At 59.0% G+C, this 22,083-nt stretch carries 20 protein-coding genes; 14 read left to right on the top strand and 6 right to left on the bottom strand.

The annotated features are described in order from the left end of the window. Positions 1–8 precede the first annotated feature (8 nt). Together IB250_RS22285 and IB250_RS22280 are read right to left on the bottom strand one after the other, a co-directional pair. Positions 9–2,117, bottom strand: coding sequence for a molybdopterin oxidoreductase family protein (locus IB250_RS22285; protein ID WP_192345601.1), 2,109 nt, complete (start codon positions 2,115–2,117; stop codon positions 9–11). A 134-nt stretch (positions 2,118–2,251) separates the two neighbouring features. Further along, entirely contained in the window at positions 2,252–2,542 is a 291-nt protein-coding gene (locus IB250_RS22280; RefSeq protein WP_192345600.1) for a hypothetical protein, read from the bottom strand. Positions 2,543–2,947: 405 nt separating this feature from the next. On the opposite strand from IB250_RS22280, the gene argF reads away from it, so the two are divergent. Both argF and IB250_RS22270 read left to right on the top strand, forming a co-directional pair. Beyond that, positions 2,948–3,868: an ornithine carbamoyltransferase gene (argF, locus tag IB250_RS22275; RefSeq protein WP_032830187.1), complete on the top strand. Its 921-nt coding sequence runs from the start codon at positions 2,948–2,950 to the stop codon at positions 3,866–3,868. Beyond that, positions 3,865–4,974, top strand: a complete 1,110-nt coding sequence (locus IB250_RS22270; protein ID WP_123358044.1) for an ABC transporter ATP-binding protein — start codon at positions 3,865–3,867, stop codon at positions 4,972–4,974. Before argF ends, IB250_RS22270 begins: the two co-directional genes overlap by 4 nt. Positions 4,975–5,018: 44 nt before the next feature. Here the strand turns inward: IB250_RS22270 and IB250_RS22265 are convergent, their stop codons facing one another. Both IB250_RS22265 and ybaK read right to left on the bottom strand, forming a co-directional pair. Further along, on the bottom strand, positions 5,019–5,801 hold the full coding sequence (locus tag IB250_RS22265; protein WP_192345599.1) for a PhzF family phenazine biosynthesis protein: 783 nt from the start codon (positions 5,799–5,801) through the stop codon (positions 5,019–5,021). Positions 5,802–5,916: 115 nt separating this feature from the next. After that, positions 5,917–6,387: a Cys-tRNA(Pro) deacylase gene (gene ybaK / locus IB250_RS22260; protein ID WP_007898520.1), complete on the bottom strand. Its 471-nt coding sequence runs from the start codon at positions 6,385–6,387 to the stop codon at positions 5,917–5,919. A 370-nt stretch (positions 6,388–6,757) separates the two neighbouring features. Here ybaK and IB250_RS22255 point away from each other — a divergent pair, with 370 nt between their 5' ends. The 11 genes from IB250_RS22255 (at position 6,758) to IB250_RS22205 (ending at position 19,305) form a co-directional block, all read left to right on the top strand. Next, positions 6,758–7,609 carry an MIP/aquaporin family protein gene (locus tag IB250_RS22255; protein WP_123500668.1) on the top strand — a complete coding sequence of 284 codons (852 nt, stop codon included), beginning with the start codon at positions 6,758–6,760 and terminating at the stop codon, positions 7,607–7,609. Between the two features lie 72 nt (positions 7,610–7,681). Beyond that, positions 7,682–9,187: a glycerol kinase GlpK gene (gene glpK, locus IB250_RS22250; protein ID WP_007898522.1), complete on the top strand. Its 1,506-nt coding sequence runs from the start codon at positions 7,682–7,684 to the stop codon at positions 9,185–9,187. Between the two features lie 83 nt (positions 9,188–9,270). Next, complete coding sequence (locus IB250_RS22245) at positions 9,271–10,026, top strand: DeoR/GlpR family transcriptional regulator (protein ID WP_007898523.1); 756 nt, start codon at positions 9,271–9,273, stop codon at positions 10,024–10,026. Positions 10,027–10,273: 247 nt separating this feature from the next. Beyond that, positions 10,274–11,812 carry a glycerol-3-phosphate dehydrogenase gene (glpD, locus tag IB250_RS22240; RefSeq protein WP_192345598.1) on the top strand — a complete coding sequence of 513 codons (1,539 nt, stop codon included), beginning with the start codon at positions 10,274–10,276 and terminating at the stop codon, positions 11,810–11,812. Positions 11,813–12,262: 450 nt separating this feature from the next. Next, positions 12,263–13,177, top strand: a complete 915-nt coding sequence (locus IB250_RS22235; protein ID WP_192345597.1) for a glutamate/aspartate ABC transporter substrate-binding protein — start codon at positions 12,263–12,265, stop codon at positions 13,175–13,177. A 190-nt stretch (positions 13,178–13,367) separates the two neighbouring features. Continuing rightward, positions 13,368–14,114 carry an amino acid ABC transporter permease gene (locus tag IB250_RS22230; RefSeq protein WP_008069477.1) on the top strand — a complete coding sequence of 249 codons (747 nt, stop codon included), beginning with the start codon at positions 13,368–13,370 and terminating at the stop codon, positions 14,112–14,114. Beyond that, positions 14,114–14,785, top strand: coding sequence for an amino acid ABC transporter permease (locus tag IB250_RS22225; protein WP_008069476.1), 672 nt, complete (start codon positions 14,114–14,116; stop codon positions 14,783–14,785). The genes IB250_RS22230 and IB250_RS22225 overlap by 1 nt, the downstream gene beginning before the upstream one ends. Then, positions 14,782–15,516 carry an amino acid ABC transporter ATP-binding protein gene (locus tag IB250_RS22220; RefSeq protein WP_008069475.1) on the top strand — a complete coding sequence of 245 codons (735 nt, stop codon included), beginning with the start codon at positions 14,782–14,784 and terminating at the stop codon, positions 15,514–15,516. Before IB250_RS22225 ends, IB250_RS22220 begins: the two co-directional genes overlap by 4 nt. A gap of 224 nt (positions 15,517–15,740) precedes the next feature. Beyond that, the gene (locus tag IB250_RS22215) at positions 15,741–17,642 is read left to right on the top strand and encodes a sensor histidine kinase (RefSeq protein WP_192345596.1); all 1,902 of its coding nucleotides are present in this window, start codon (positions 15,741–15,743) and stop codon (positions 17,640–17,642) included. Further along, positions 17,639–18,967 (top strand): sigma-54-dependent transcriptional regulator, encoded by a 1,329-nt coding sequence (locus IB250_RS22210; RefSeq protein ID WP_008072323.1) that lies wholly within the window; start codon positions 17,639–17,641, stop codon positions 18,965–18,967. The genes IB250_RS22215 and IB250_RS22210 overlap by 4 nt, the downstream gene beginning before the upstream one ends. 8 nt (positions 18,968–18,975) lie before the next feature. Next, entirely contained in the window at positions 18,976–19,305 is a 330-nt protein-coding gene (locus IB250_RS22205; RefSeq protein WP_177318853.1) for a GlpM family protein, read from the top strand. Positions 19,306–19,414: 109 nt separating this feature from the next. On the opposite strand, the gene IB250_RS22200 is transcribed toward IB250_RS22205, so the two are convergent. Together IB250_RS22200 and IB250_RS22195 are read right to left on the bottom strand one after the other, a co-directional pair. Then, the gene (locus tag IB250_RS22200) at positions 19,415–20,323 is read right to left on the bottom strand and encodes a hypothetical protein (RefSeq protein ID WP_192345595.1); all 909 of its coding nucleotides are present in this window, start codon (positions 20,321–20,323) and stop codon (positions 19,415–19,417) included. Beyond that, positions 20,320–21,015: a hypothetical protein gene (locus tag IB250_RS22195; RefSeq protein WP_192345594.1), complete on the bottom strand. Its 696-nt coding sequence runs from the start codon at positions 21,013–21,015 to the stop codon at positions 20,320–20,322. Before IB250_RS22195 ends, IB250_RS22200 begins: the two co-directional genes overlap by 4 nt. 618 nt (positions 21,016–21,633) lie before the next feature. Between IB250_RS22195 and IB250_RS22190 the strand changes: the two genes are divergently transcribed. Next, positions 21,634–21,990, top strand: coding sequence for a DUF6124 family protein (locus IB250_RS22190; RefSeq protein WP_192345593.1), 357 nt, complete (start codon positions 21,634–21,636; stop codon positions 21,988–21,990). The last annotated feature ends 93 nt before the right edge of the window (positions 21,991–22,083 follow it).

Genomic DNA, 22,083 nt, shown 5'->3' with positions numbered 1-22,083 from the left:
AGTCATGTTCACGCCGCCGCCACGGTCACCGGCACGCCGTTCAACGCCGCATTGCCCGACAACTCATCGAGCTGACATTCGTCAGTCAGGTCATTGGCGCTGGAGCCGGGTTGACCGCTGGCAATCGTCATCTGCACACCCGGTCGCGCATGACCCCAACCGTGAGGAAGGCTGACCACACCTTTCATCATATCCAGGCTGGCGACCACTTCAACCTCAATCACCCCGACCCGCGAACTGACGCGCACTCGTTGCCCATCGTGGAGCCCGCGGCTGGCCAGGTCATCCGGGTTCATCAGCAGTTGATGGCGCGGTTTGCCCTTCACCAGACGGTGATAGTTGTGCATCCATGAGTTGTTGCTGCGCACATGGCGGCGGCCGATCATCAGCAGCTCATCGGCAGCCGGTGCTTGTAGCGCCGCGAAGCGCGCCAGGTCGGCGAGGATCTCGACGGGTGCTGCCTGGATTCGTTGATTGGCGGTCTTCAGGCGTGGCGCCAGGTTGGGTTTAAGCGCGCCCAGATCGATACCGTGAGGATGATCGAACAAAGTCGCCAGTGATAGCTTATGTTCCGAAGCGTCGCCATATCGTCCCATCCGCAGCCCTAGGTCGATCATCTGCGCGGGGGCGATGGTTGGCTTCAGCTCTTTGCCAGTCTTCGCTGCAAAAGCCTTGGCCAGCCCTACGAAGATTTCCCAGTCATGCAGCGCGCCTTCGGGCTTGGCGAGGATCGCCCGGTTGAAGCGGGTGACGTTGCGCACCGCGAACATGTTGAACGTGGTGTCGTAATGATCGTTTTCCAGCGCCGAAGTCGACGGCAGGATCAGGTCGGCATAACGCGTGGTTTCATTGATGTACAGGTCGACACTGACCATGAACTCCAATCCGTCCAACGCCTGCTCCAGTTGCCGGCCATTGGGCGTGGACAGCACCGGATTACCCGCCACGGTGATCAGCGCGCGGACCTGCCCTTCCCCTTCGGTAAGCATCTCTTCGGCCAGCGCCGATACCGGCAGCTCTCCCGCGTATTCCGGACGCCCGGACACGCGACTCTGCCACCGGTTGAAATGCCCCCCCGAGGTCGAGGCCACCAGATCCACCGCCGGCTCGGTGCACAACGCACCGCCCACCCGGTCGAGGTTGCCGGTGACCAGATTGATCAGTTGCACCAGCCAATGGCACAGGGTGCCGAAAGCCTGGGTCGAAACGCCCATGCGCCCGTAGCAGACCGCTGTCGGCGCTGCCGCGAAGTCCCGCGCCAGTTGGCGGATCTGCTCGGCGGGCACCGCGCACAGCGGGCTCATGGCCTCGGCGGTGAACCCTGCGATCGCTTCACGCACCTCATCCAGGCCATCGACCGGTAAATGACTGTCGCGGGTCAGACTTTCAGCGAACAAGGTATTGAGCAGCGCGAACAACAGCGCCGCATCACCACCGGGGCGTACGAACAGATGCTGATCAGCCATCGCAGCCGTTTCGCTGCGACGCGGATCGACCACCACCACTTTGCCGCCCCGGGCCTGAATCGCCTTGAGGCGCTTCTCCACATCCGGCACGGTCATGATGCTGCCGTTGGAGGCCAGTGGATTGCCGCCCAGGATCAGCATGAAATCGGTGTGATCGATGTCCGGGATCGGCAGCAGCAAGCCGTGGCCGTACATCAAATGACTGGTCAGGTGATGGGGCAACTGATCGACCGATGTCGCGGAGAACCGGTTGCGGGTTTTCAGCAGGCCGAGGAAATAATTGCTGTGGGTCATCAACCCGTAGTTGTGCACGCTGGGGTTGCCCTGATAGACCGCCACCGCGCTCTGCCCGTGACGCTCCTGAATCGCCGCCAGGCGTTCGGCTACAAGACTGAAAGCGTCCTCCCACTCGATAGGCTGCCATTCGCTGCCTGTTCGCAGCATCGGCTGACGCAGGCGATCCGGATCATTTTGAATGTCTTGCAGGGCAACCGCTTTGGGGCAGATGTGCCCACGGCTGAAGGTGTCCTGCGGATCACCCTTGATCGAGGTGATCTGTACACCGCTGCCTTCGACCTCAGAGGTTTCGATGGTCAGGCCGCAGATGGCTTCACACAGGTGGCACGCACGGTGATGGAGAGTCTTGGTCATGGCCAGTCTCTGTTTTGTTCTGGGCGGGCAATAGCGGCCGCGGGAACAAAACTATGGCGCGCGATCCGCCCCTTTGCCAGCGACGTTCGTCTTGTGAATCGGCGACCATCAGGCCAGCCAATGGCAGCAAGGGATCAGTTCGACGGCAGACTCGGCGGCGCCTGCAACTGGATCTCCTCGATGGTTTCGATCTGCTCATGGGCAACATGCACGCCGGTGAGCTCGCCGATCAGTCGCCAGTGCTCGTCGAGCCCGGCGCTGATGGTGGCCATGCGGTCGATCATGCGCCGACCGGCCGTCTTCGTGACTTCGTCTTCACTGCGCAACAACTCGAAAGACATCGAGGTCATGGAAGCAGTGAGGTGGGTCAAGGAGCGTGCCGTAAGGCCGAGTAGCTCCATCAACAGCTGTTCTTTCGATTCCATTCCAAAGGCTTCCTGCGTCGCTCGTGCACTAGTTATAACCCAGCACTTTGCTTTAGCAAATGTTTCGGACAAGACACATTGCCCACCAAAGGCCCGAATGACAGGTCAAAAACCGACCGCCAGCGTGTCGCCCGCGCCCTGTTTGATTGCCAAGCCCGGCGAGCCCGGTGTACAAATGGTTAGCTGCTGTCAGGAAACAGGCTTCAAAAGCGCTACTGCGGTCACCCGTAGCCCCTCTGAAATCCCCTAAACACCGTAGCCCATTGGAAAAACGCGACATTTAATGTCAATATCGCGCCTTCCCCTATTTCGTCGCCCCGTGCGGCTTACGCCGCAGGTCTCGCCCGTTTTTCAGTTAAACAAGGCTTTGAGTATCTGCGGTCTGTTGCAAAAAGGTAGTCAATGATGAGCGCAAGGCACTTTCTCTCCCTGATGGATTGCACGCCCGAAGAGCTGGTCAGCGTGATCCGTCGAGGCGTTGAGCTCAAGGACCTGCGTAACCGCGGCGTACTGTTCGAGCCTTTGAAAAACCGCGTCCTGGGGATGATTTTCGAGAAGTCCTCGACCCGCACACGCATCTCGTTCGAAGCCGGCATGATCCAGCTCGGCGGCCAGGCGATATTCCTGTCGCCACGCGACACCCAATTGGGTCGCGGCGAGCCGATCGGCGACTGCGCCATCGTCATGTCGAGCATGCTCGATGCAGTGATGATCCGTACCTTTGCCCACAGCACCCTGACCGAATTCGCCGCCAATTCCCGCGTGCCGGTGATCAATGGCCTGTCCGATGACCTGCACCCCTGCCAGTTGCTGGCCGACATGCAAACCTTCCTCGAACACCGTGGTTCGATTCAAGGCAAGACCGTGGCCTGGATCGGCGATGGCAACAACATGTGCAACAGCTATATAGAAGCGGCGATCCAGTTCGACTTCCAGTTGCGCATCGCCTGCCCGGAAGGTTACGAACCCAACCCTGAGTTCGTGGCTAAAGCCGGCGATCGGGTGACCATCGTCCGCGATCCGCAGGAAGCCGTACGCGGCGCGCATCTGGTGAGCACCGACGTCTGGACCTCCATGGGCCAGGAAGAGGAAACCGCCAAGCGCCTGAAGTTGTTCGCACCGTTCCAGGTCAACCGTGCCCTGCTCGACCTGGCCGCGCCGGACGTGCTGTTCATGCATTGCCTGCCGGCCCACCGTGGTGAGGAAATCAGCCTCGACCTGCTCGACGACTCGCGTTCGGTGGCCTGGGATCAAGCCGAAAACCGTCTTCATGCTCAAAAGGCCTTGCTCGAATTCCTCGTCCCGCCTTCGTACCACCACGCATGAGCCAGCCATTACTGCTGAACCTGCGCAACCTGGCCTGCGGTTATCAAAACCAGCGGGTTGTGCAGAACCTCAACCTGCATTTGAATGCTGGGGATATCGGTTGCCTGCTGGGGTCTTCGGGCTGCGGCAAAACCACCACCCTGCGGGCGATTGCCGGTTTTGAACCGGTGCACGAAGGTGAAATCCAGTTGGCGGGCGAGACCATCTCCAGCGCCGGCTTCACCCTTGCCCCGGAGAAGCGCCGGATCGGCATGGTGTTTCAGGATTACGCACTGTTTCCGCATTTGAGCGTGGCCGAGAACATCGCTTTCGGGATCCGCAAGCACCCGCAAAAGGATCGCATCACCGAAGAGCTGCTTGAACTGGTCAATCTGAAAAACCTCGGCAAGCGCTTCCCCCATGAGTTGTCCGGTGGCCAGCAGCAACGTGTGGCGTTGGCCCGCGCCCTGGCGCCGGAACCGCAACTGCTGTTGCTCGACGAACCGTTCTCTAACCTCGACGGCGAATTGCGACGCAAGCTCAGTCATGAAGTACGCGCCATTCTCAAGGCTCGCGGCACCAGTGCAATCCTGGTGACCCACGATCAGGAAGAAGCCTTCGCGGTCAGTGACCACGTGGGCGTTTTCAAGGAAGGTCGCCTGGAGCAGTGGGACACGCCCTACAACCTCTATCACGAACCCCTGACACCATTCGTGGCCAGTTTCATTGGCCAGGGTTACTTCATTCGCGGTCAGTTGAGCAGCCCGGAGTCGGTGCAGACCGAGTTGGGTGAATTGCGCGGCAACCGTGCCTACACCTGGCCAACGGGTTGTGCCGTGGATGTGCTGTTGCGTCCGGACGATATCGTCTATGCGCCGGACAGCCCACTGAGGGCGCAGATTGTTGGCAAGAGCTTCCAGGGGGCATCAACCCTGTACCGCTTGCAGTTGCCTACGGGCGCACAGCTGGAGTCGATTTTCCCGAGCCATGCCGATCATCTGGTCGGTGCTGAAGTAGGTATTCGGGTGGCGGCTGAACACCTGGTGCTGTTCCAGGCGAACGGCAGCACGGCGGCGCAGATTCCGGTGATCGAATCCGGTGTTCGGCGGTACAGCACCGCCAGCTGACACCAGAATCTGTAGGAGCGAGGCTTGCCCGCTCCTACAAAAAATCATCCGAGCATTAATTTGCCGCTTGCAACCAGCGTTGCATTACCGCCAATGCTCACTCGATCCCCTTCCATCTGGCAGAACAACTCCCCGCCCCGTGCCGAACACTGATAAGCCGTCAGACTCGACTTGCTCAAGCGTTCCGCCCAATACGGAATCAGGCTGCAATGGGTCGACCCGGTCACTGGGTCTTCGTTGATGCCGATTGCCGGGGCAAAGTATCGCGACACAAAATCATGCTTGTTGCCCTTGGCCGTCACAATGGCGCCCAGCCACGGCAGTTTTGCCAGCGCAACCATGTCCGGCTGACAATCGAGCACGGCTTGCTCGGACTCCAGCACCACGAACAATTCTTTCGAACCCAGCACTTCGACTGTTTTCACACCCAAGGCGCGCTCGACATCCAGGGTCACGCCCACTTCCGTCGGCACGATGACCGGGAAATCCAGCCACAAGCGCTTGCCCTCACGACTGACACTCAGCGGGCCGGACTTGCAGATAAAGTCCAACCGTTCGACCGGTTCCTTATAGATTTCAAACAGAACATAGGCGCTGGCCAGGGTCGCATGGCCGCATAACGGAACTTCGGTGGTCGGGGTAAACCAGCGGATATGCCAGACGGCACCCTCACGTACCAGAAATGCGGTTTCGGCGAGGTTGTGTTCGGCGGCGATTTTTTGCATCAACTCATCGTCGAGCCAGGTATCGAGCCGGTACACCATCGCCGGGTTGCCACTGAACGGCCGATCACTGAACGCGTCGACCTGATGAAACTCTAGCTGCATGCCACTTCTCCCTTTTTAGGTCGACGAGCATGAAGCCACAAAGAGCCCTTCACCAGTGACAGAACCAATCAATTTCCACCATACAGCGCCGGGCTGAACGCCCGAGGCCCTCTGCTCAGGCGCGACCGATATCGGCGAACTTCGCCTGGGTGTGTTCAGCCAACACGGCGGGCGCCAGTTCAACTTCCAGACCGCGCCGTCCGGCGCTGACGAAGATGCTGGAAAAAGGCTGAGCTGAACTGTCAATAAAGGTACGCAGGCGCTTCTTCTGCCCGAGCGGGCTGATGCCGCCCAACAGATACCCCGTCGAACGTTGTGCAGCCGCGGGGTCGGCCATTTCGACTTTTTTTACGCCAGCGGCATGCGCCAGCGCCTTCAAATCCAGACTTCCGACGACCGGTACCACCGCCACCAACAATTCTCCCTTCTCGCTGGCCGCCAACAATGTCTTGAACACCTGCGCCGGGTCCAACCCCAGTTTTTCCGCAGCCTCCAGACCATAGGACGCTGCCTTCGGATCATGTTCGTAACTGTGCACGCGATGTTCGGCACGAACTTTTTTCAACAAATCCAATGCGGGGGTCATGGCAGCTCCAGGCTTGGCGGCAGAAGAAAAATACTGCGCAGGATTCTAGGTCATTGATCGATAAAAGGCTCTATTACAACGCTATTTCAATAGCTTGGCCGGGCTTCGGTGCCGTTCGTCTACGGTCGACCTGCCTGATGAACGATGCGGTCATTCACGTGACTAATAGTTGAAATGTGACCGACAGTTCACTTTCGACCTTTGACAGCAGCGTTTCTTGTCTATATTTTTTCGAATCTGAATACTGTACGAATGTCTCACCGCAGCTCCCAGCAGTAAGCCGAGTACAGGATGGGGATCCTGACTTGGTGAAAATCGCGCTTTGACTTTGATCAAAAAGCGCCAGACAACAACAAAAACGAGGTTTTCAATGACAACTGCTTTACAACAACCATCGCTCTCGAGCCAATGCATGGCCGAGTTTCTGGGTACTGCACTGCTCATCTTTTTCGGTACCGGCTGCGTTGCCGCGCTCAAGGTGGCGGGTGCCAGCTTCGGACTGTGGGAAATCAGCATCATCTGGGGGGTGGGCGTCAGCATGGCGATCTACCTCACCGCCGGCGTTTCCGGTGCGCACCTCAATCCTGCCGTGAGTATCGCGCTGAGCATTTTCGCTGACTTCGAAAAGCGCAAACTGCCTTTCTATATCTTCTCCCAGGTGGCCGGCGCCTTTTGCGGGGCCTTGTTGGTTTACACGCTGTACAGCAACCTTTTCTTCGATTTCGAACAAACCCACCAAATGGTTCGTGGCACCCAGGCCAGCCTTGAATTGGCGTCGGTGTTCTCCACTTTCCCGAACCCTGCCCTGACCACTGCCCAGGCCTTTTTGGTTGAAGTGATCATCACCGCCATATTGATGGGCGTGATCATGTCGTTGACCGATGACAACAACGGTCTGCCCAAAGGGCCACTGGCGCCGTTGCTGATCGGCCTGCTGATTGCCGTGATTGGTAGCTCGATGGGCCCGTTGACCGGTTTCGCGATGAACCCGGCTCGCGACTTCGGTCCTAAACTGATGACTTTCTTCGCCGGCTGGGGTGAAATTTCCTTCACTGGCGGGCGCGATATCCCGTACTTCCTGATCCCGATTTTTGCACCGATTGTCGGTGCCTGCCTCGGTGCTGCAGCTTATCGCGGGCTGATTGCCCGTCATCTGCCCAGCGCCATACCTGCTACAAAGGATGCAGTACCGGCCATTGACGGCAAACCAAGAACGTCTTGAAACCGTTGGCGCGTGCCCCTGCCATTTGGTCCCGCGCCTGACCTCACCTAATTTTCGTCCAAGGCAATCGACATGACCGACATACAGAATAAGAACTACATCATTGCCCTCGATCAGGGTACGACCAGCTCCCGCGCGATCATTTTCGACCGTGACGCGAACGTGGTCTGCACCGCCCAGCGCGAATTCGCGCAGCATTACCCGCAAGCCGGTTGGGTCGAACATGACCCGATGGAAATCTTCGCCACCCAAAGCGCCGTGATGGTCGAGGCCCTGGCTCAAGCCGGCCTGCATCACGATCAGGTCGCAGCCATCGGCATCACCAACCAGCGCGAAACCACCGTGGTCTGGGACAAGACCACCGGCCGCCCGATCTACAACGCGATCGTCTGGCAGTGCCGGCGCAGCACCGAAATCTGCCAACAGCTCAAGCGCGATGGTCACGAGCAATACATCAGCGACACCACTGGCCTGGTCACCGATCCATACTTCTCCGGCACCAAGCTCAAGTGGATCCTCGACAACGTCGAAGGCAGCCGTGAACGTGCGCGTAAGGGTGAACTGCTGTTCGGCACCATCGACAGCTGGCTGATCTGGAAATTTACCGGCGGTAAAGTACACGTCACCGACTACACCAACGCCTCGCGCACCATGCTCTTCAACATCCACACGCTGGAGTGGGACGCGAAGATGCTGGAAGTCCTCGACATCCCGCGCGAGATGCTGCCGGAAGTTAAGTCCTCGTCCGAGATCTACGGCCACACCAAAAGTGGCATCGCCATTGGCGGTATCGCCGGCGACCAGCAGGCGGCCCTCTTCGGCCAAATGTGCGTCGAGCCAGGCCAGGCGAAAAATACCTATGGCACCGGTTGCTTCCTGCTGATGAACACCGGCGACAAAGCCGTGAAATCCAAACACGGCATGCTCACCACCATCGCTTGCGGCCCGCGTGGCGAAGTGGCCTACGCCCTGGAAGGCGCGGTATTCAACGGTGGCTCCACCGTGCAGTGGCTGCGTGACGAGTTGAAAATCATCAACGACGCCCACGACACCGAATACTTCGCCAACAAGGTCAAGGACAGCAACGGTGTGTATCTGGTGCCGGCCTTCACTGGTCTGGGCGCTCCCTACTGGGACCCGTATGCCCGTGGCGCATTGTTCGGCCTGACGCGCGGCGTACGCGTGGATCACATTATTCGTGCCGCGCTGGAGTCGATTGCCTACCAGACCCGCGACGTCCTGGACGCCATGCAGCAGGATTCCGGCGAACGCCTCAAGTCCCTGCGCGTGGACGGCGGCGCAGTCGCGAACAACTTCCTGATGCAATTCCAGGCCGACATCCTCGGCACTCAGGTCGAGCGTCCGCAAATGCGCGAAACCACCGCATTGGGCGCGGCTTACCTGGCGGGCCTGGCGTGTGGCTTCTGGGGCAGCCTGGACGAGTTGCGCGGCAAGGCAGTGATCGAGCGCGAGTTCGAACCGACACTGGACGAAACCGCGAAGGAAAAACTCTACGCCGGCTGGAAAAAAGCGGTCAGCCGCACTCGTGATTGGGAACCGCATGAGGGTGCTGAATAAGCCAAGGTCGGGTTCTAACTGGTAGGGAGCAGATTCCTGCGGCATCATGGGCAAATTTTGCACGGCAGCCCAAAGGAAGCCCCATGAATCTGCCTCCCCGTCAGCAGCAAATCCTCGAACTGGTCCGCGAGCGCGGCTATGTCAGCATTGAGGAAATGGCCCAGCTGTTCGTCGTTACACCGCAAACCATCCGCCGCGATATCAATCAACTGGCGGAAGTCAATCTGTTGCGTCGCTACCACGGCGGCGCAGCCTACGACTCCAGCGTTGAAAACACTGCCTACGCCATGCGCGCCGATCAGATGCGCGATGAAAAACAGCGTATCGGCGAAGCCATTGCCGCTCAGATTCCCGATCACGCCTCGCTGTTCATCAATATCGGCACCACCACCGAGTCCATCGCTCGGGCACTGCTCAACCACAACCACCTGAAGATCATCACCAACAACCTGCATGTGGCCTCGATGCTCAGCGCCAAGGACGATTTCGACGTGCTGCTGACCGGTGGCAACGTGCGGCGTGACGGTGGCGTGGTCGGTCAGGCGAGTGTCGACTTCATTAACCAGTTCAAGGTCGACTTCGCCCTGGTCGGCATCAGCGGCATTGATGAAGATGGCAGTTTGCTGGACTTCGATTATCAGGAAGTGCGGGTATCCCAGGCGATCATCGCCAATGCCCGGCAGGTGATTCTGGCCGCCGACTCCAGTAAATTCGGGCGCAATGCCATGATTCGCCTGGGGCCGATCAGCCTGATCGATTGCCTGGTCACTGATCAGCAGCCTTCGCCAGCCTTGGCGCAGCTGTTGAGCCAGCACAAGATTCGATTGGAAGTGGTTTAACCCCCCACATTTTCGTCGTCTGTACCGACGCCATCGCGGGCAAGCCCGCGATGGCGACAGGCCACACAAAATACCTCTTGCGCCCAATCGCGCGTTTAAATGTTCGTAAATTTTCCTTTAACCGCCCTTCGATCAGTATTTTCAATCGAAGTTGACTGGCTGTGCGCGTCTTTATGGGCTAGTATTTTCGTTAATGAACATTAATGTTCGAATTCAAATATAGAAAATCAAAGCCCGAGGCCAGCCGATGCCCACTTCTACCTTGCCTACGCCCCCTCTCGCCGAGGTTTACGATATCGCCGTCATCGGTGGTGGGATCAATGGCGTGGGGATCGCAGCGGATGCCGCCGGTCGCGGTCTTTCGGTATTCCTTTGCGAAAAGGATGACCTGGCCAGCCACACTTCGTCCGCCAGCAGCAAGCTGATCCACGGCGGCCTGCGCTACCTCGAACATTACGAATTCCGCCTGGTGCGCGAAGCCCTCGCCGAGCGCGAAGTGCTGCTGGCCAAGGCGCCGCACATCGTCAAGCAGATGCGTTTCGTGCTGCCGCACCGCCCGCACCTGCGTCCGGCCTGGATGATCCGCGCCGGCCTGTTCCTTTATGATCACCTGGGCAAGCGAGAAAAACTCGACGGCTCGAAAAGCCTGAAGTTCGGCCCGGACAGTGCACTGAAAAGCGAAATCACCAAAGGCTTCGAATATTCCGATTGCTGGGTCGATGACGCACGCCTGGTCGTACTGAACGCCATGGCCGCCCGCGAGAAAGGCGCCCATGTTCACACCCAGACCCGCTGCGTCAGTGCCCGTCGCACCAAGGGCCTGTGGCATCTGAACCTGGAGCGTGCCGATGGCAGCCTGTTTTCGATCCGCGCCAAAGCGCTGGTCAATGCAGCCGGCCCGTGGGTCGCCAAGTTCATCCGTGATGACCTGAAGATGGAATCCCCGTATGGCATCCGTCTGATCCAGGGCAGCCACCTGATCGTGCCGAAGCTATATGAAGGCGAACACGCGCACATTCTGCAAAACGAAGATCAGCGCATCGTCTTCACCATTCCGTACCTGAATCACTTCACCCTGATCGGCACCACCGACCGTGAGTACACCGGCGACCCGGCGAAAGTTGCGATAACTGAAGGCGAAACCGATTACCTGCTCAAAGTGGTGAACGCCCACTTCAAGAAGCAAGTCAGTCGCGGCGACATCCTGCACAGCTATTCCGGTGTTCGTCCGCTGTGCAACGACGAATCCGATAACCCGTCTGCCGTCACCCGCGACTACACCCTGGCATTGTCGGGCAGTGGCGAAGAAGCGCCGCTGCTGTCGGTGTTCGGCGGCAAACTGACGACTTACCGCAAACTGGCCGAATCGGCGCTGGCGCAACTGGCCCCTTACTTCGCGCACATCAAGCCGAGCTGGACGGCCAGCGCCACCCTGCCCGGCGGCGAAGACATGACCACCCCGCAGGCCTTGAGCTCGCGGATCCGCGACAAATTCGACTGGGTGCCCACCGAAATCGCCCGACGCTGGGCCACCACTTACGGCAGCCGCACCTGGCGCATGCTCGAAGGTGTGGAAAGCCTCAGTGATCTAGGCGAACACATCGGCGGCGGTCTCTACACTCGCGAAGTTGATTACCTGTGCAGCGAAGAATGGGCGACCACCGCCCACGACATTCTGTGGCGTCGCACGAAGCTTGGGCTGTTCACTACCCCGGCGGAACAGCAGAAGCTCGAAGATTACCTGACCAAGGTCGAACAGAACCGCAGCAAGATCGAAGCGGCCTGATCGGGAATCCGGTTAAAACGAAGCCCCTGAATCGAAAGGTTGAGGGGCTTTTTGCATTCTGCCAAACACGGCATATCCCCTGTGGGAGCGAGCCTGCTCGCGATAGCGGAGTGTCAGGCAACATCAATGTTGAATGTGCCGACCTCATCGCGAGCAGGCTCGCTCCCACAGGGATCGGGGCAAGACGAGAGATTGCATTCGGTTTTCCGAACGCGACTTGCCAGTCGATTCGGTAAACCGGATCGCCCAATAGAAAATTCAGCGCCATAAATATTTAATAGCCTTATAAATCAATAGCTTGATCTATATCGCCTGGCCTGGCACGAGTCATGCTCTACACTCTTGAACGAATGTTCGTTGCGCCACCCCTTCAGGAGCCGGCAAGCATTCGAAGCACCAAAAAGGGCCGATGAACTGGCTCCATATAAAAACAATGTCGAGGAAAATTTGATGCGCATCGTTCCCCATCTCCTGGGCGCAGCCATTGCTGCCGCTCTGATCAGCACTCCAGTTTTCGCCGCCGAACTCACCGGCACCCTGAAGAAGATCAAAGAGTCCGGCGTTATCACCCTCGGGCATCGTGACGCTTCCATTCCGTTTTCCTACATCGCGGACGCTTCCGGCAAACCGGTTGGCTACTCCCACGATATCCAGCTGAAAATCGTCGAAGCGATCAAGAAAGACCTGGACATGCCCAACCTCCAGGTCAAATACAACCTGGTGACCTCGCAAACCCGTATCCCGCTGGTGCAGAACGGCACCGTGGACGTCGAGTGCGGTTCCACCACCAACAACGTCGAACGTCAGCAGCAAGTTGACTTCTCCGTTGGCATCTTCGAAATCGGCACCAAGCTGCTGGCCAAGAAAGATTCCCCATACAAAGACTTCGCCGACCTCAAAGGCAAGAACGTCGTGACCACCGCCGGCACCACGTCCGAGCGCATCCTCAAGTCGATGAACGCCGACAAGCAGATGGGCATGAACGTGATCTCCGCCAAAGACCATGGCGAGTCCTTCCAGATGCTGGAAACCGGTCGTGCCGTGGCTTTCATGATGGACGACGCCTTGCTGGCCGGTGAAATGGCCAAGGCCAAGAAGCCGACCGACTGGGCCGTGACCGGGACTGCGCAGTCCAATGAGATTTACGGTTGCATGGTTCGCAAAGGCGACGCGCCGTTCAAGAAAGCTGTCGACGACGCCATCATCGCGACCTACAAGTCCGGCGAGATCAACAAGATCTACGAAAAATGGTTCATGCAGCCAATTCCGCCAAAAGGCCTGAACCTGATGTTCCCGATGAGCGAAGAGCTCAAGGCCCTGATCGCCAATCCGACCGACAAAGCGGCTGACGAAAAGAAATCCTGATTTCTGACTAACCTTATCCCCTGAGAGAGCCTTTGCCCTTTCAGGGGTTGTCACTCCCTGCTGGCATTTCTGGAAACACTCGAACCGGTGGCTGTCGAGCCGCTCGTGTGTGCCTGACCGTCACGGTTGGGCGGGAACGGAGTCCCCAGGCGGGCATTTGTACATCGAACGAATCCGAGGGGAGACCCTAATGAATTACAACTGGGACTGGGGCGTGTTCTTCAAGTCCACCGGCGTGGGTAGCGAGATTTATTTCGACTGGTACCTCTCCGGTTTGGGCTGGACCATCGCCATTGCCGTCGCAGCCTGGATCATCGCGCTGCTGCTGGGCTCGATTCTGGGCGTCATGCGCACGGTACCGAATCGCATCGTATCGGGCATCGCGACCTGCTACGTCGAACTCTTCCGTAACGTGCCGCTGCTGGTTCAGCTGTTCATCTGGTACTTCCTGGTGCCCGACCTGCTGCCTGCAGATATCCAGGAGTGGTACAAGCAGGATCTCAACCCCACCACTTCGGCGTTCCTCAGCGTCGTCGTGTGCCTGGGCCTGTTCACCACCGCTCGCGTTTGCGAACAAGTGCGCACCGGTATCCAGGCGCTGCCCCGCGGCCAGGAAGCCGCCGCTCGCGCCATGGGTTTCAAGCTGCCGCAGATCTACTGGAACGTGCTGCTGCCCCAGGCTTACCGCATCATCATTCCGCCGCTTACCTCGGAATTTTTGAACGTATTCAAGAACTCCTCCGTCGCGTCGCTGATTGGCCTGATGGAGCTGCTCGCGCAGACCAAACAGACCGCCGAGTTCTCCGCCAACCTGTTCGAAGCCTTCACCCTGGCAACGCTGATCTACTTCACGCTGAACATGAGCCTGATGCTGCTGATGCGTTCGGTCGAGAAGAAAGTCGCCGTACCGGGCCTGATTTCCGTAGGGGGTAAATGATGGAATTCGACTTCTCGGGCATCATTCCGTCCCTGCCGGGTTTGTGGAACGGCATGATCATGACCCTCAAGCTGATGGCTCTGGGCGTGATCGGCGGGATCATCCTCGGCACGCTCCTGGCGCTGATGCGCCTGTCCCACAACAAACTGCTGTCGAACATCGCCGGCGCCTACGTTAACTACTTCCGCTCGATCCCGTTGCTGCTGGTCATCACCTGGTTCTACCTGGCGGTGCCGTTTGTATTACGCTGGATTACCGGCGAAGACACCCCGATCGGCGCGTTCGCCTCGTGCATCGTGGCCTTCATGATGTTCGAAGCCGCGTATTTCTGCGAAATCGTCCGGGCTGGCGTGCAGTCGATCCCCAAGGGCCAGATGGGCGCTGCCCAGGCGTTGGGCATGGAATACGGCCAGATGATGCGACTGATCATCCTGCCGCAAGCGTTTCGCAAGATGACCCCGTTGTTGCTGCAACAGAGCATCATCCTGTTCCAGGACACCTCGCTGGTGTATGCGGTGGGCCTGGTGGATTTCCTCAATGCCTCCCGTGCCAGTGGCGACATCATCGGTCGCTCCAATGAGTTCCTGATCTTCGCAGGTCTCACGTACTTCACAATCAGCTTTGCCGCCTCGCTGCTGGTCAAGCGTCTGCAAAAAAGGTTTGCCGTATGATCTCTATCAAGAATGTCAACAAGTGGTATGGCGACTTCCAGGTACTGACTGACTGCAGCACCGAGGTCAAAAAAGGCGAAGTGATTGTGGTGTGCGGGCCATCCGGTTCCGGCAAATCCACCCTGATCAAATGCGTCAACGCCCTGGAACCGTTCCAGAAAGGTGACGTTATCGTCGATGGCACATCCATCGCCGACCCGAAGACCAACCTGCCGAAACTGCGTTCGCGCGTGGGCATGGTGTTCCAGCATTTCGAACTGTTCCCGCACCTGAGCATCATGGACAACCTGACCATCGCACAGGTCAAGGTGTTGGGTCGCAGCAAGGAAGAGGCTTCCAAGAAAGCCCTGCAACTGCTCGAACGCGTAGGCCTCTCCGCCCACGCCAAAAAGCACCCGGGCCAACTCTCCGGTGGTCAGCAACAGCGTGTGGCGATTGCCCGTGCGCTGGCGATGGACCCGATCGTCATGCTGTTCGACGAACCGACCTCGGCGCTGGACCCGGAAATGGTCAACGAAGTACTCGACGTGATGGTGCAACTGGCCCACGAAGGCATGACCATGATGTGCGTGACCCATGAAATGGGCTTTGCGCGCAAAGTGGCCGACCGGGTGATCTTCATGGACCAGGGCAAGATCATCGAAGACTGCAAGAAAGAAGAGTTCTTCGGCGACATCACCGCCCGCTCCGACCGCGCGCAGCATTTCCTCGAGAAGATTCTGCAGCACTAAACATCGGACGCTGCTCCCCAACCAATGTGGGGGCGGACTTGTGTGGGAGTGAACCGCTTTTCGTAGGAGCCAGGCTTGCCGGCGAAAGCGCACTTAAGAACGCCTTCGCCGGCAAGCCTGGCTCCTACGGGATCCGATCGGGTTTGCCCCCACCACACACCGCTCCCACAGGGGGCCTGTGGGTATATGGATATTTGTGTTGTGGTTGACCCAAGGCATCTGTGATGAAATGCGACTCCACTCTCTATCGCGCCGCGCCGCCATCACTCGCCGTGAAACCCCGTTTGATTCGCCACCTGTTCCTGCCGCCGCTGGTCATCGCCCTGATGATCGGATTGGGTTACATCGGCTTCTGGGTCAGTGAACACTACGGAATTCGCAGCCTTAGCGAGAATGGCCAGCGTCAGTTGGAACTGCACGCCCGCGCCGTCGAGAGCGAAATCAGCAAGTACACCTACCTGCCCAGCCTGCTGGAACTCGAATCCAGTGTTTCAAAGCTGTTGGCCGACCCGTCTCCGGAACTCCGGCAGACGGTCAACGAATACCTTGAAGGCCTGAACCGGCGCAGCCGCAGTCGGGCCATTTATGTGATGGACACCACCGGTCGCGTACTGGCCACCAGCAACTGGCGCGATGTCGACAGTTATCTGGGTGAAGACCTGTCCTTCCGCGCCTATTTCCAGAATGCCGTGCGCGGTCAGCCGGGGCGTTTCTACGGCATCGGCAGCACCAGCGGCGAACCCGGCTATTACCTGGCGCATGGTCTGGAAGAGCACGGCAAGATCATCGGCGTCGCCGTGGTCAAGGTCCGCCTCGAAGCCATGGAAGAACGCTGGCAGCGTGCGCGCCTGGAAGCCTTCGTCAGCGACGAGAACGGCATCATCATTCTCTCCAGCGATCCGGCGCGGCGTCTTAAGTCGGTTGTGCCATTGAGCGAGGAAACCAAGGAAAAACTGGCCCGTAGCCTGCAGTACTACTGGTTTCCGCTGAACGAGCTGCAACCGCTGGCGCGGGAGAAACTGGCCGAAGGCGAGGAAAAACTGACCTTCCCCGCCAACAGCGAATTGATGTCCGATGAAGAGAACATCAGCTACCTCTCGCAAACCCGGCCGCTGAGCGACACCCCATGGAATTTCACCCTGCTCACCCCCCTGCAGGATTTGCGGCGTGAAGCGATCAATCAGGGGATTCTGGTGGCGGTGGCGTTTGCCCTGGTAGCGTTTCTGCTGATCGCCTGGAACGAGCGGCGCAAGGTGATCGCCACCCGCCTCGCGGCGCGGGAAGCCTTGCAGGAAGCCAACAATCAACTGGAGCGTCGGATTACCGAACGCACCACCGACCTGCGCGCCAGCAACGAACGACTCAAGGGTCAGATCCGTGAACGCCGGCAGGCGGAAGAGACGTTGCGCCGCGCTCAGGATGAACTGGTCCAGGCCGGCAAACTGGCGGCCATCGGCCAGATGTCCACCAGCATCGCCCACGAATTGAACCAGCCGCTGGCCGCCTTGCGGACCTTGTCCGGCAATACCGTGCGCTTTCTGGAACGCGGTCAGCTGGATGTGGCCAGCACCAACCTCAAGACCATCAATGAACTGATCGACCGCATGGGCCGGATCACCGCCAGCCTGCGTTCCTTCGCCCGGCGCGGTGATGACAAGGGCCAGGCCAGTTTTGGCAAAGCTGTAGACGCCGCCCTGCAATTGCTGGGCGGCCGGATGGAAAGCGCGCACCTGCAATTGCACCGCGACCTCGAAGACGTGCAGGTGCAAATCGACCAGACCCGTCTGGAGCAGATCCTGGTCAACCTGATCGGCAACGCGCTCGACGCCATGCAGTCGCAGCCCCTGCCGGCGTTGTGGCTCGAAGGCGAGGAGTTCGATGGCAAGTATCGTCTGCGAGTACGCGACAACGGCCACGGCATCGATGCCGAAGCGCGCAAGCATCTGTTCGAACCGTTCTTCACCACCAAACCGGGCGAACAAGGCCTGGGCCTCGGCCTGACGCTGTCGGCAAGCCTGGCCGCCGCCACTGGCGGGCATCTGGGTGTCGAACACCCGGCCAGTGGTGGTACCACTTTCGTTCTCAGTTTACCGTTGGTAAGCCCCACTCCCGCCGAGCCAATATGAACAACGACCTTAGTGTGCTGATCGTCGAAGACGACCCCCATGTCCTGCTCGGCTGCCAACAGGCGCTGACCCTGGAAGACATTCCCTGCGTGGGCGTCGGCAGCGCCGAAGAAGCGCTGGAACGAGTCGGCGATAACTTCGCAGGCATCGTCATCAGCGACATCCGCCTGCCGGGCATCGACGGCTTGGAACTGCTGACCCGGCTCAAGGCCCGCGATCGCAGCCTGCCGGTGGTGCTGATTACCGGCCATGGCGACATCTCCATGGCCGTCGGCGCGATGCAGAAAGGCGCCTACGACTTCATGGAGAAACCCTTCTCCCCGGAACGTCTGGTGGACGTCGCCCGCCGTGCGCTGGAGCAACGCAGTCTGGCGCGAGAAGTGTCGTCGTTACGTCGACAGCTGTTCGAGCGCGACTCCCTCGAAGGCCGGATCATCGGGCGCTCGCCGGCCATGCAGAACCTGCGTGAACTGATCGCCAACGTCGCCGATACCTCGGCCAACGTGCTGATCGAAGGCGAGACCGGTACCGGTAAAGAATTGGTTGCGCGCTGCCTGCACGACTTCAGCCGTCGACACACCAAACAGTTCGTCGCGCTGAACTGCGGTGGCCTGCCGGAGAACCTGTTCGAAAGTGAAATATTCGGCCATGAGGCCAATGCCTTCACCGGTGCCGGCAAGCGACGGATCGGCAAGATCGAACATGCCCACGGCGGCACGCTGTTCCTCGATGAAGTGGAAAGCATGCCGCTGCCGTTGCAGATCAAACTGCTGCGGGTGTTGCAGGAGCGCACCCTCGAACGCCTCGGTTCGAACCAGAGCGTCGAGGTGGATTGCCGGGTGATCGCCGCGACCAAGTCCGATCTGGATCAATCGAGCAAGGCCGGCGAGTTTCGCAGCGACCTGTATTACCGCCTGAACGTGGTAACCCTGGAACTGCCGCCGCTGCGTGAACGCCGCGAAGACATCCTGCAATTGTTCGAACACTTTTTGCAGCAGTCATCCTTACGCTTCGACCGCGCGGTGCCGGAACTGGACAACCAGACCCTGTCGAACCTGATGAGCCACGACTGGCCAGGCAACGTGCGCGAATTGCGCAACGTTGCCGAACGCTTCGCCCTCGGCCTGCCGGCCTTCAAAAAAACCGGCGCCAGCGGCAGCAACCAGGGCCTGGCCTTCGCCGAAGCGGTGGAAGCCTTCGAACGCAACCTGCTCAGCGACGCCTTGCAGCGCAGCGGCGGCAACCTGACCCAGGCCAGCCAGGAACTGGGGATGGCCAAGACCACGCTGTTCGACAAAGTGAAGAAATACGGGTTGAGCCACTGATGGACCTGATGTTCAAAGCAACCCTGGGCGCGGCGGTGGTAGTGATCCTCGCCATGCTGGCCAAGACCAAAAACTATTACATCGCAGGCCTGGTGCCGCTGTTTCCGACCTTTGCGCTGATCGCTCATTACATCGTCGGCAAGGGGCGTTCGCTGGATGATCTGAAAACCACCATCGTGTTTGGTATGTGGTCGATCATTCCGTACTTCGTCTACCTGGCGACCTTGTATGTGATGGTCGACCGGATGCGGCTGGAGGCTTCATTGGCGGTGGCGGCGGTGGCGTGGTTGATGGCTGCGACGGTGTTGGTGACGGTGTGGGTGCGCTTTCAATCCTGACCACAATTCCCTGTGGGAGCGAGCCTGCTCGCGATGACGGTGTGTCACGTCACATCAATACTGACTGTGCCGCCATCATCGCGAGCAGGCTCGCTCCCACAGGGTCGCATTACTGTCCGTAAACCTTCTGCAACTGCGCTTGTGTCAACGCATCTTCAAACGGCACCGGCACTGATTTCACCGCCCCATAGAGGTTGCGATAACGCCAATAGTTACCGTTGTTGGCCAGTTGATAACCACGCTCGACCACTCGCTGGCCATCAAGCACATATCGCAAGGTTTCCTGGGCTGCCGCTGGCGGTGCCGGCTGCATCAGGTCGGTGGACAAAACGCGCATCGATTCGTCGATACACTCGTCGAGCACGGCCGTGACCTTTGCCAAATCGAGGCCGCCGTCATCGATGCATTGCTTGCCGCAACGCCGAATCGGCTGGCTGACCACTTCGATTCGCATGCGATACAGCGCCGAACCGGCAATGTCCTGGACTTGCACCTGGTTGACCAGCACGAAACTGCCGCGATCGGGGGTAAGCATCAGTTTGGGCTCTATCACCAAGCGCGCGGTGACCTGCCCTTCTCCCTGTTTGAACCCGGCCACTTGCGAAGCCTGTTGATAGCGCTTTTGCAGACGCTCCTGCAACGGAACGCCTGCAAGCAAGTCGGTCATCGGTCGCGCTTCCTTGAGCGCGGTTTTTTCCGCATCCCGCTGCAAGCTGCCGCTGCCCATTTGGGTGTTGATCAGGCTGGCGACCAACAGGCCGGCAAGCCCGGCAGTGTTGCCCGAGCTCGCCACCAGATTATGACTCGACGACGCAGCCTTCAAAGCCGCCTGGGAGTCGATCACGGTGCTGGCCCCGACAAAGGATGGCGGCAACTGCACATCAACCTTAAGCCCGTGGGCCTGGACGTAAGGCAAGGCACTCTGGTCCTTGAAACCGGCCTCGGGAGCCGGTTTTTGCGCACACCCCGTCAGCACCAGCAGGGCTAGCGCACCGGCCACGATGGGCAGACGCTTCATTGCGCGAACGGGGTAATCATTTGCTGACGGCTATTGTCCACAGCCTGATAGAACGCGTTGGACAGGTTGGTGTAGGTCGGCTCGTCCCACTCGCCCTGGGCGGCTTGCGTAGCGACAAAGGGCTTGAACCACAGCAATTTGTTGTCTGCCAGATCGATCACCATGCCCTGTCCACCCACCTGCGCCATCGGCACGCTGGTCGGCACGATGCTGTAGTAGCTGCGGGTAGCGCCGGTGGCGTAAACATTCACCAGCAGCAGACGATCGACGCCGTAGGCGGCCTTGACCGGGGTCATGTCCCGCGTCATGTAGCCTTCGCGGAAACTGGTTTCCTTATACATCTTCAGGTCGAACGGCTCATTGATCCGCTTGGCTTTGTAACCCTTGGCCTGCAGCTTGGCGACAAGGACATCGGGCAAGGTATTGAGGTCGCCCACTTGCCATTTTTCGACGTTGTCACTGAGCTTGTTGTTAACGCCCTTGTTGATGGCGTAATCGAGAATCCCCTGATTGCCGGTCAACGCCAGCACCGGTTCCGGCACCACGGTGATCGCCACGCCGATAGTCGGCTCCTTGGCATCCCAGAATTGGTGGTCCAGCGGTACGGGAGGTTGCACGTGAGCACAGCCAGTGAGGGCTAGGCAGGCGAGCAATGTCAGTGCCGCCCAAGTGCGTAGAGCGTGAAGAGTCATGGATCAAGTCCCTATGATTATTAACGATGTTGCCTATGTCGGCAGCGTCGGCAAAAACCGTAGTGGCACATTGATATATTTTTCGATTCGGCGGTTCTCAGTGGATTTCGAACGATACACTTGCAGACACCGGGGTAGCAGCTATTGCAGTGTTCCCCCTGTGGGAGCGGGCTTGCTCGCGAAGGCGTCGTGTCAGTCGATATCTGCATTGACTGAAGCACCGCATTCGCGAGCAAGCCCGCTCCCACAGGGGATTTCGGGTGTTTGGGAGGGCGTGTTTAGTTTTGTTTAGTGTTACTTCCTGAAAGCTACAGCGTCTTGCGCCGTCGCCTACAACCACGTCAGAATCCGCCGGCTTGTGCGCCTGGAGGCCCGTCGGTAACTTGGTTCGTGTCACTGATTCCCAGTGATCGGGTTTAGTAGCCCGGCATTTCTTTCCGGTCGCATAAGTGTCATCCAGTCAGGCATTCGCCTGCACTTGATGGTGGCTGTGCGCATGGTGCCCTCGGGCGCGCCGGTTTTGACTGGTGGCCGGTCTACTAACTTGCGCACAGCTGCCTCCCCATTCCGTTTAGTAGCGAGATGAGTTGCAGCTCTACTAACAGGAGTACCAGTTCAATGTTCAAAATCACTCCAAATCCACCGGAAACCGACGACGTTTCCCCATACGAAACCCCAGGCTCCAAAAAGCTCAACGAAGCCGCCGACCGCGCCCTCGATTACTACCTCAAACCGGTCATTCCCAAAGACACCCCACGCAAACCCAGCACCCTTTATTTGGTCGCCCCCGACGCCAATGACGAAACCCTGCTGGTCAACGCCTGCGAATCGCTGGCGGCGGCGAGCGTGATGTTGAGTGATTTCGCGGGGCAGCTGAACGGCCCGCAACGCAACACCGTGCTCGGCATCCAGAACTCGGTCATGCTGGGTGAACTGGCGGTGAACCGGATGCTGGATAACTTCGTTCCAACGTAAAACCTGAACCTGTACCTAAAACCTGTGGGAGCGAGCCTGCTCGCGATAGCGGTCTGTCTGCTACATCAATACTGGCTGGTCCGCCATCGCGAG

It is taken from the genome of Pseudomonas sp. PDM09 (genome assembly GCF_014852305.1).
In the GTDB taxonomy this organism is placed as follows: domain Bacteria; phylum Pseudomonadota; class Gammaproteobacteria; order Pseudomonadales; family Pseudomonadaceae; genus Aquipseudomonas.
This window is presented reverse-complemented; position numbering and strand designations above follow the sequence as displayed.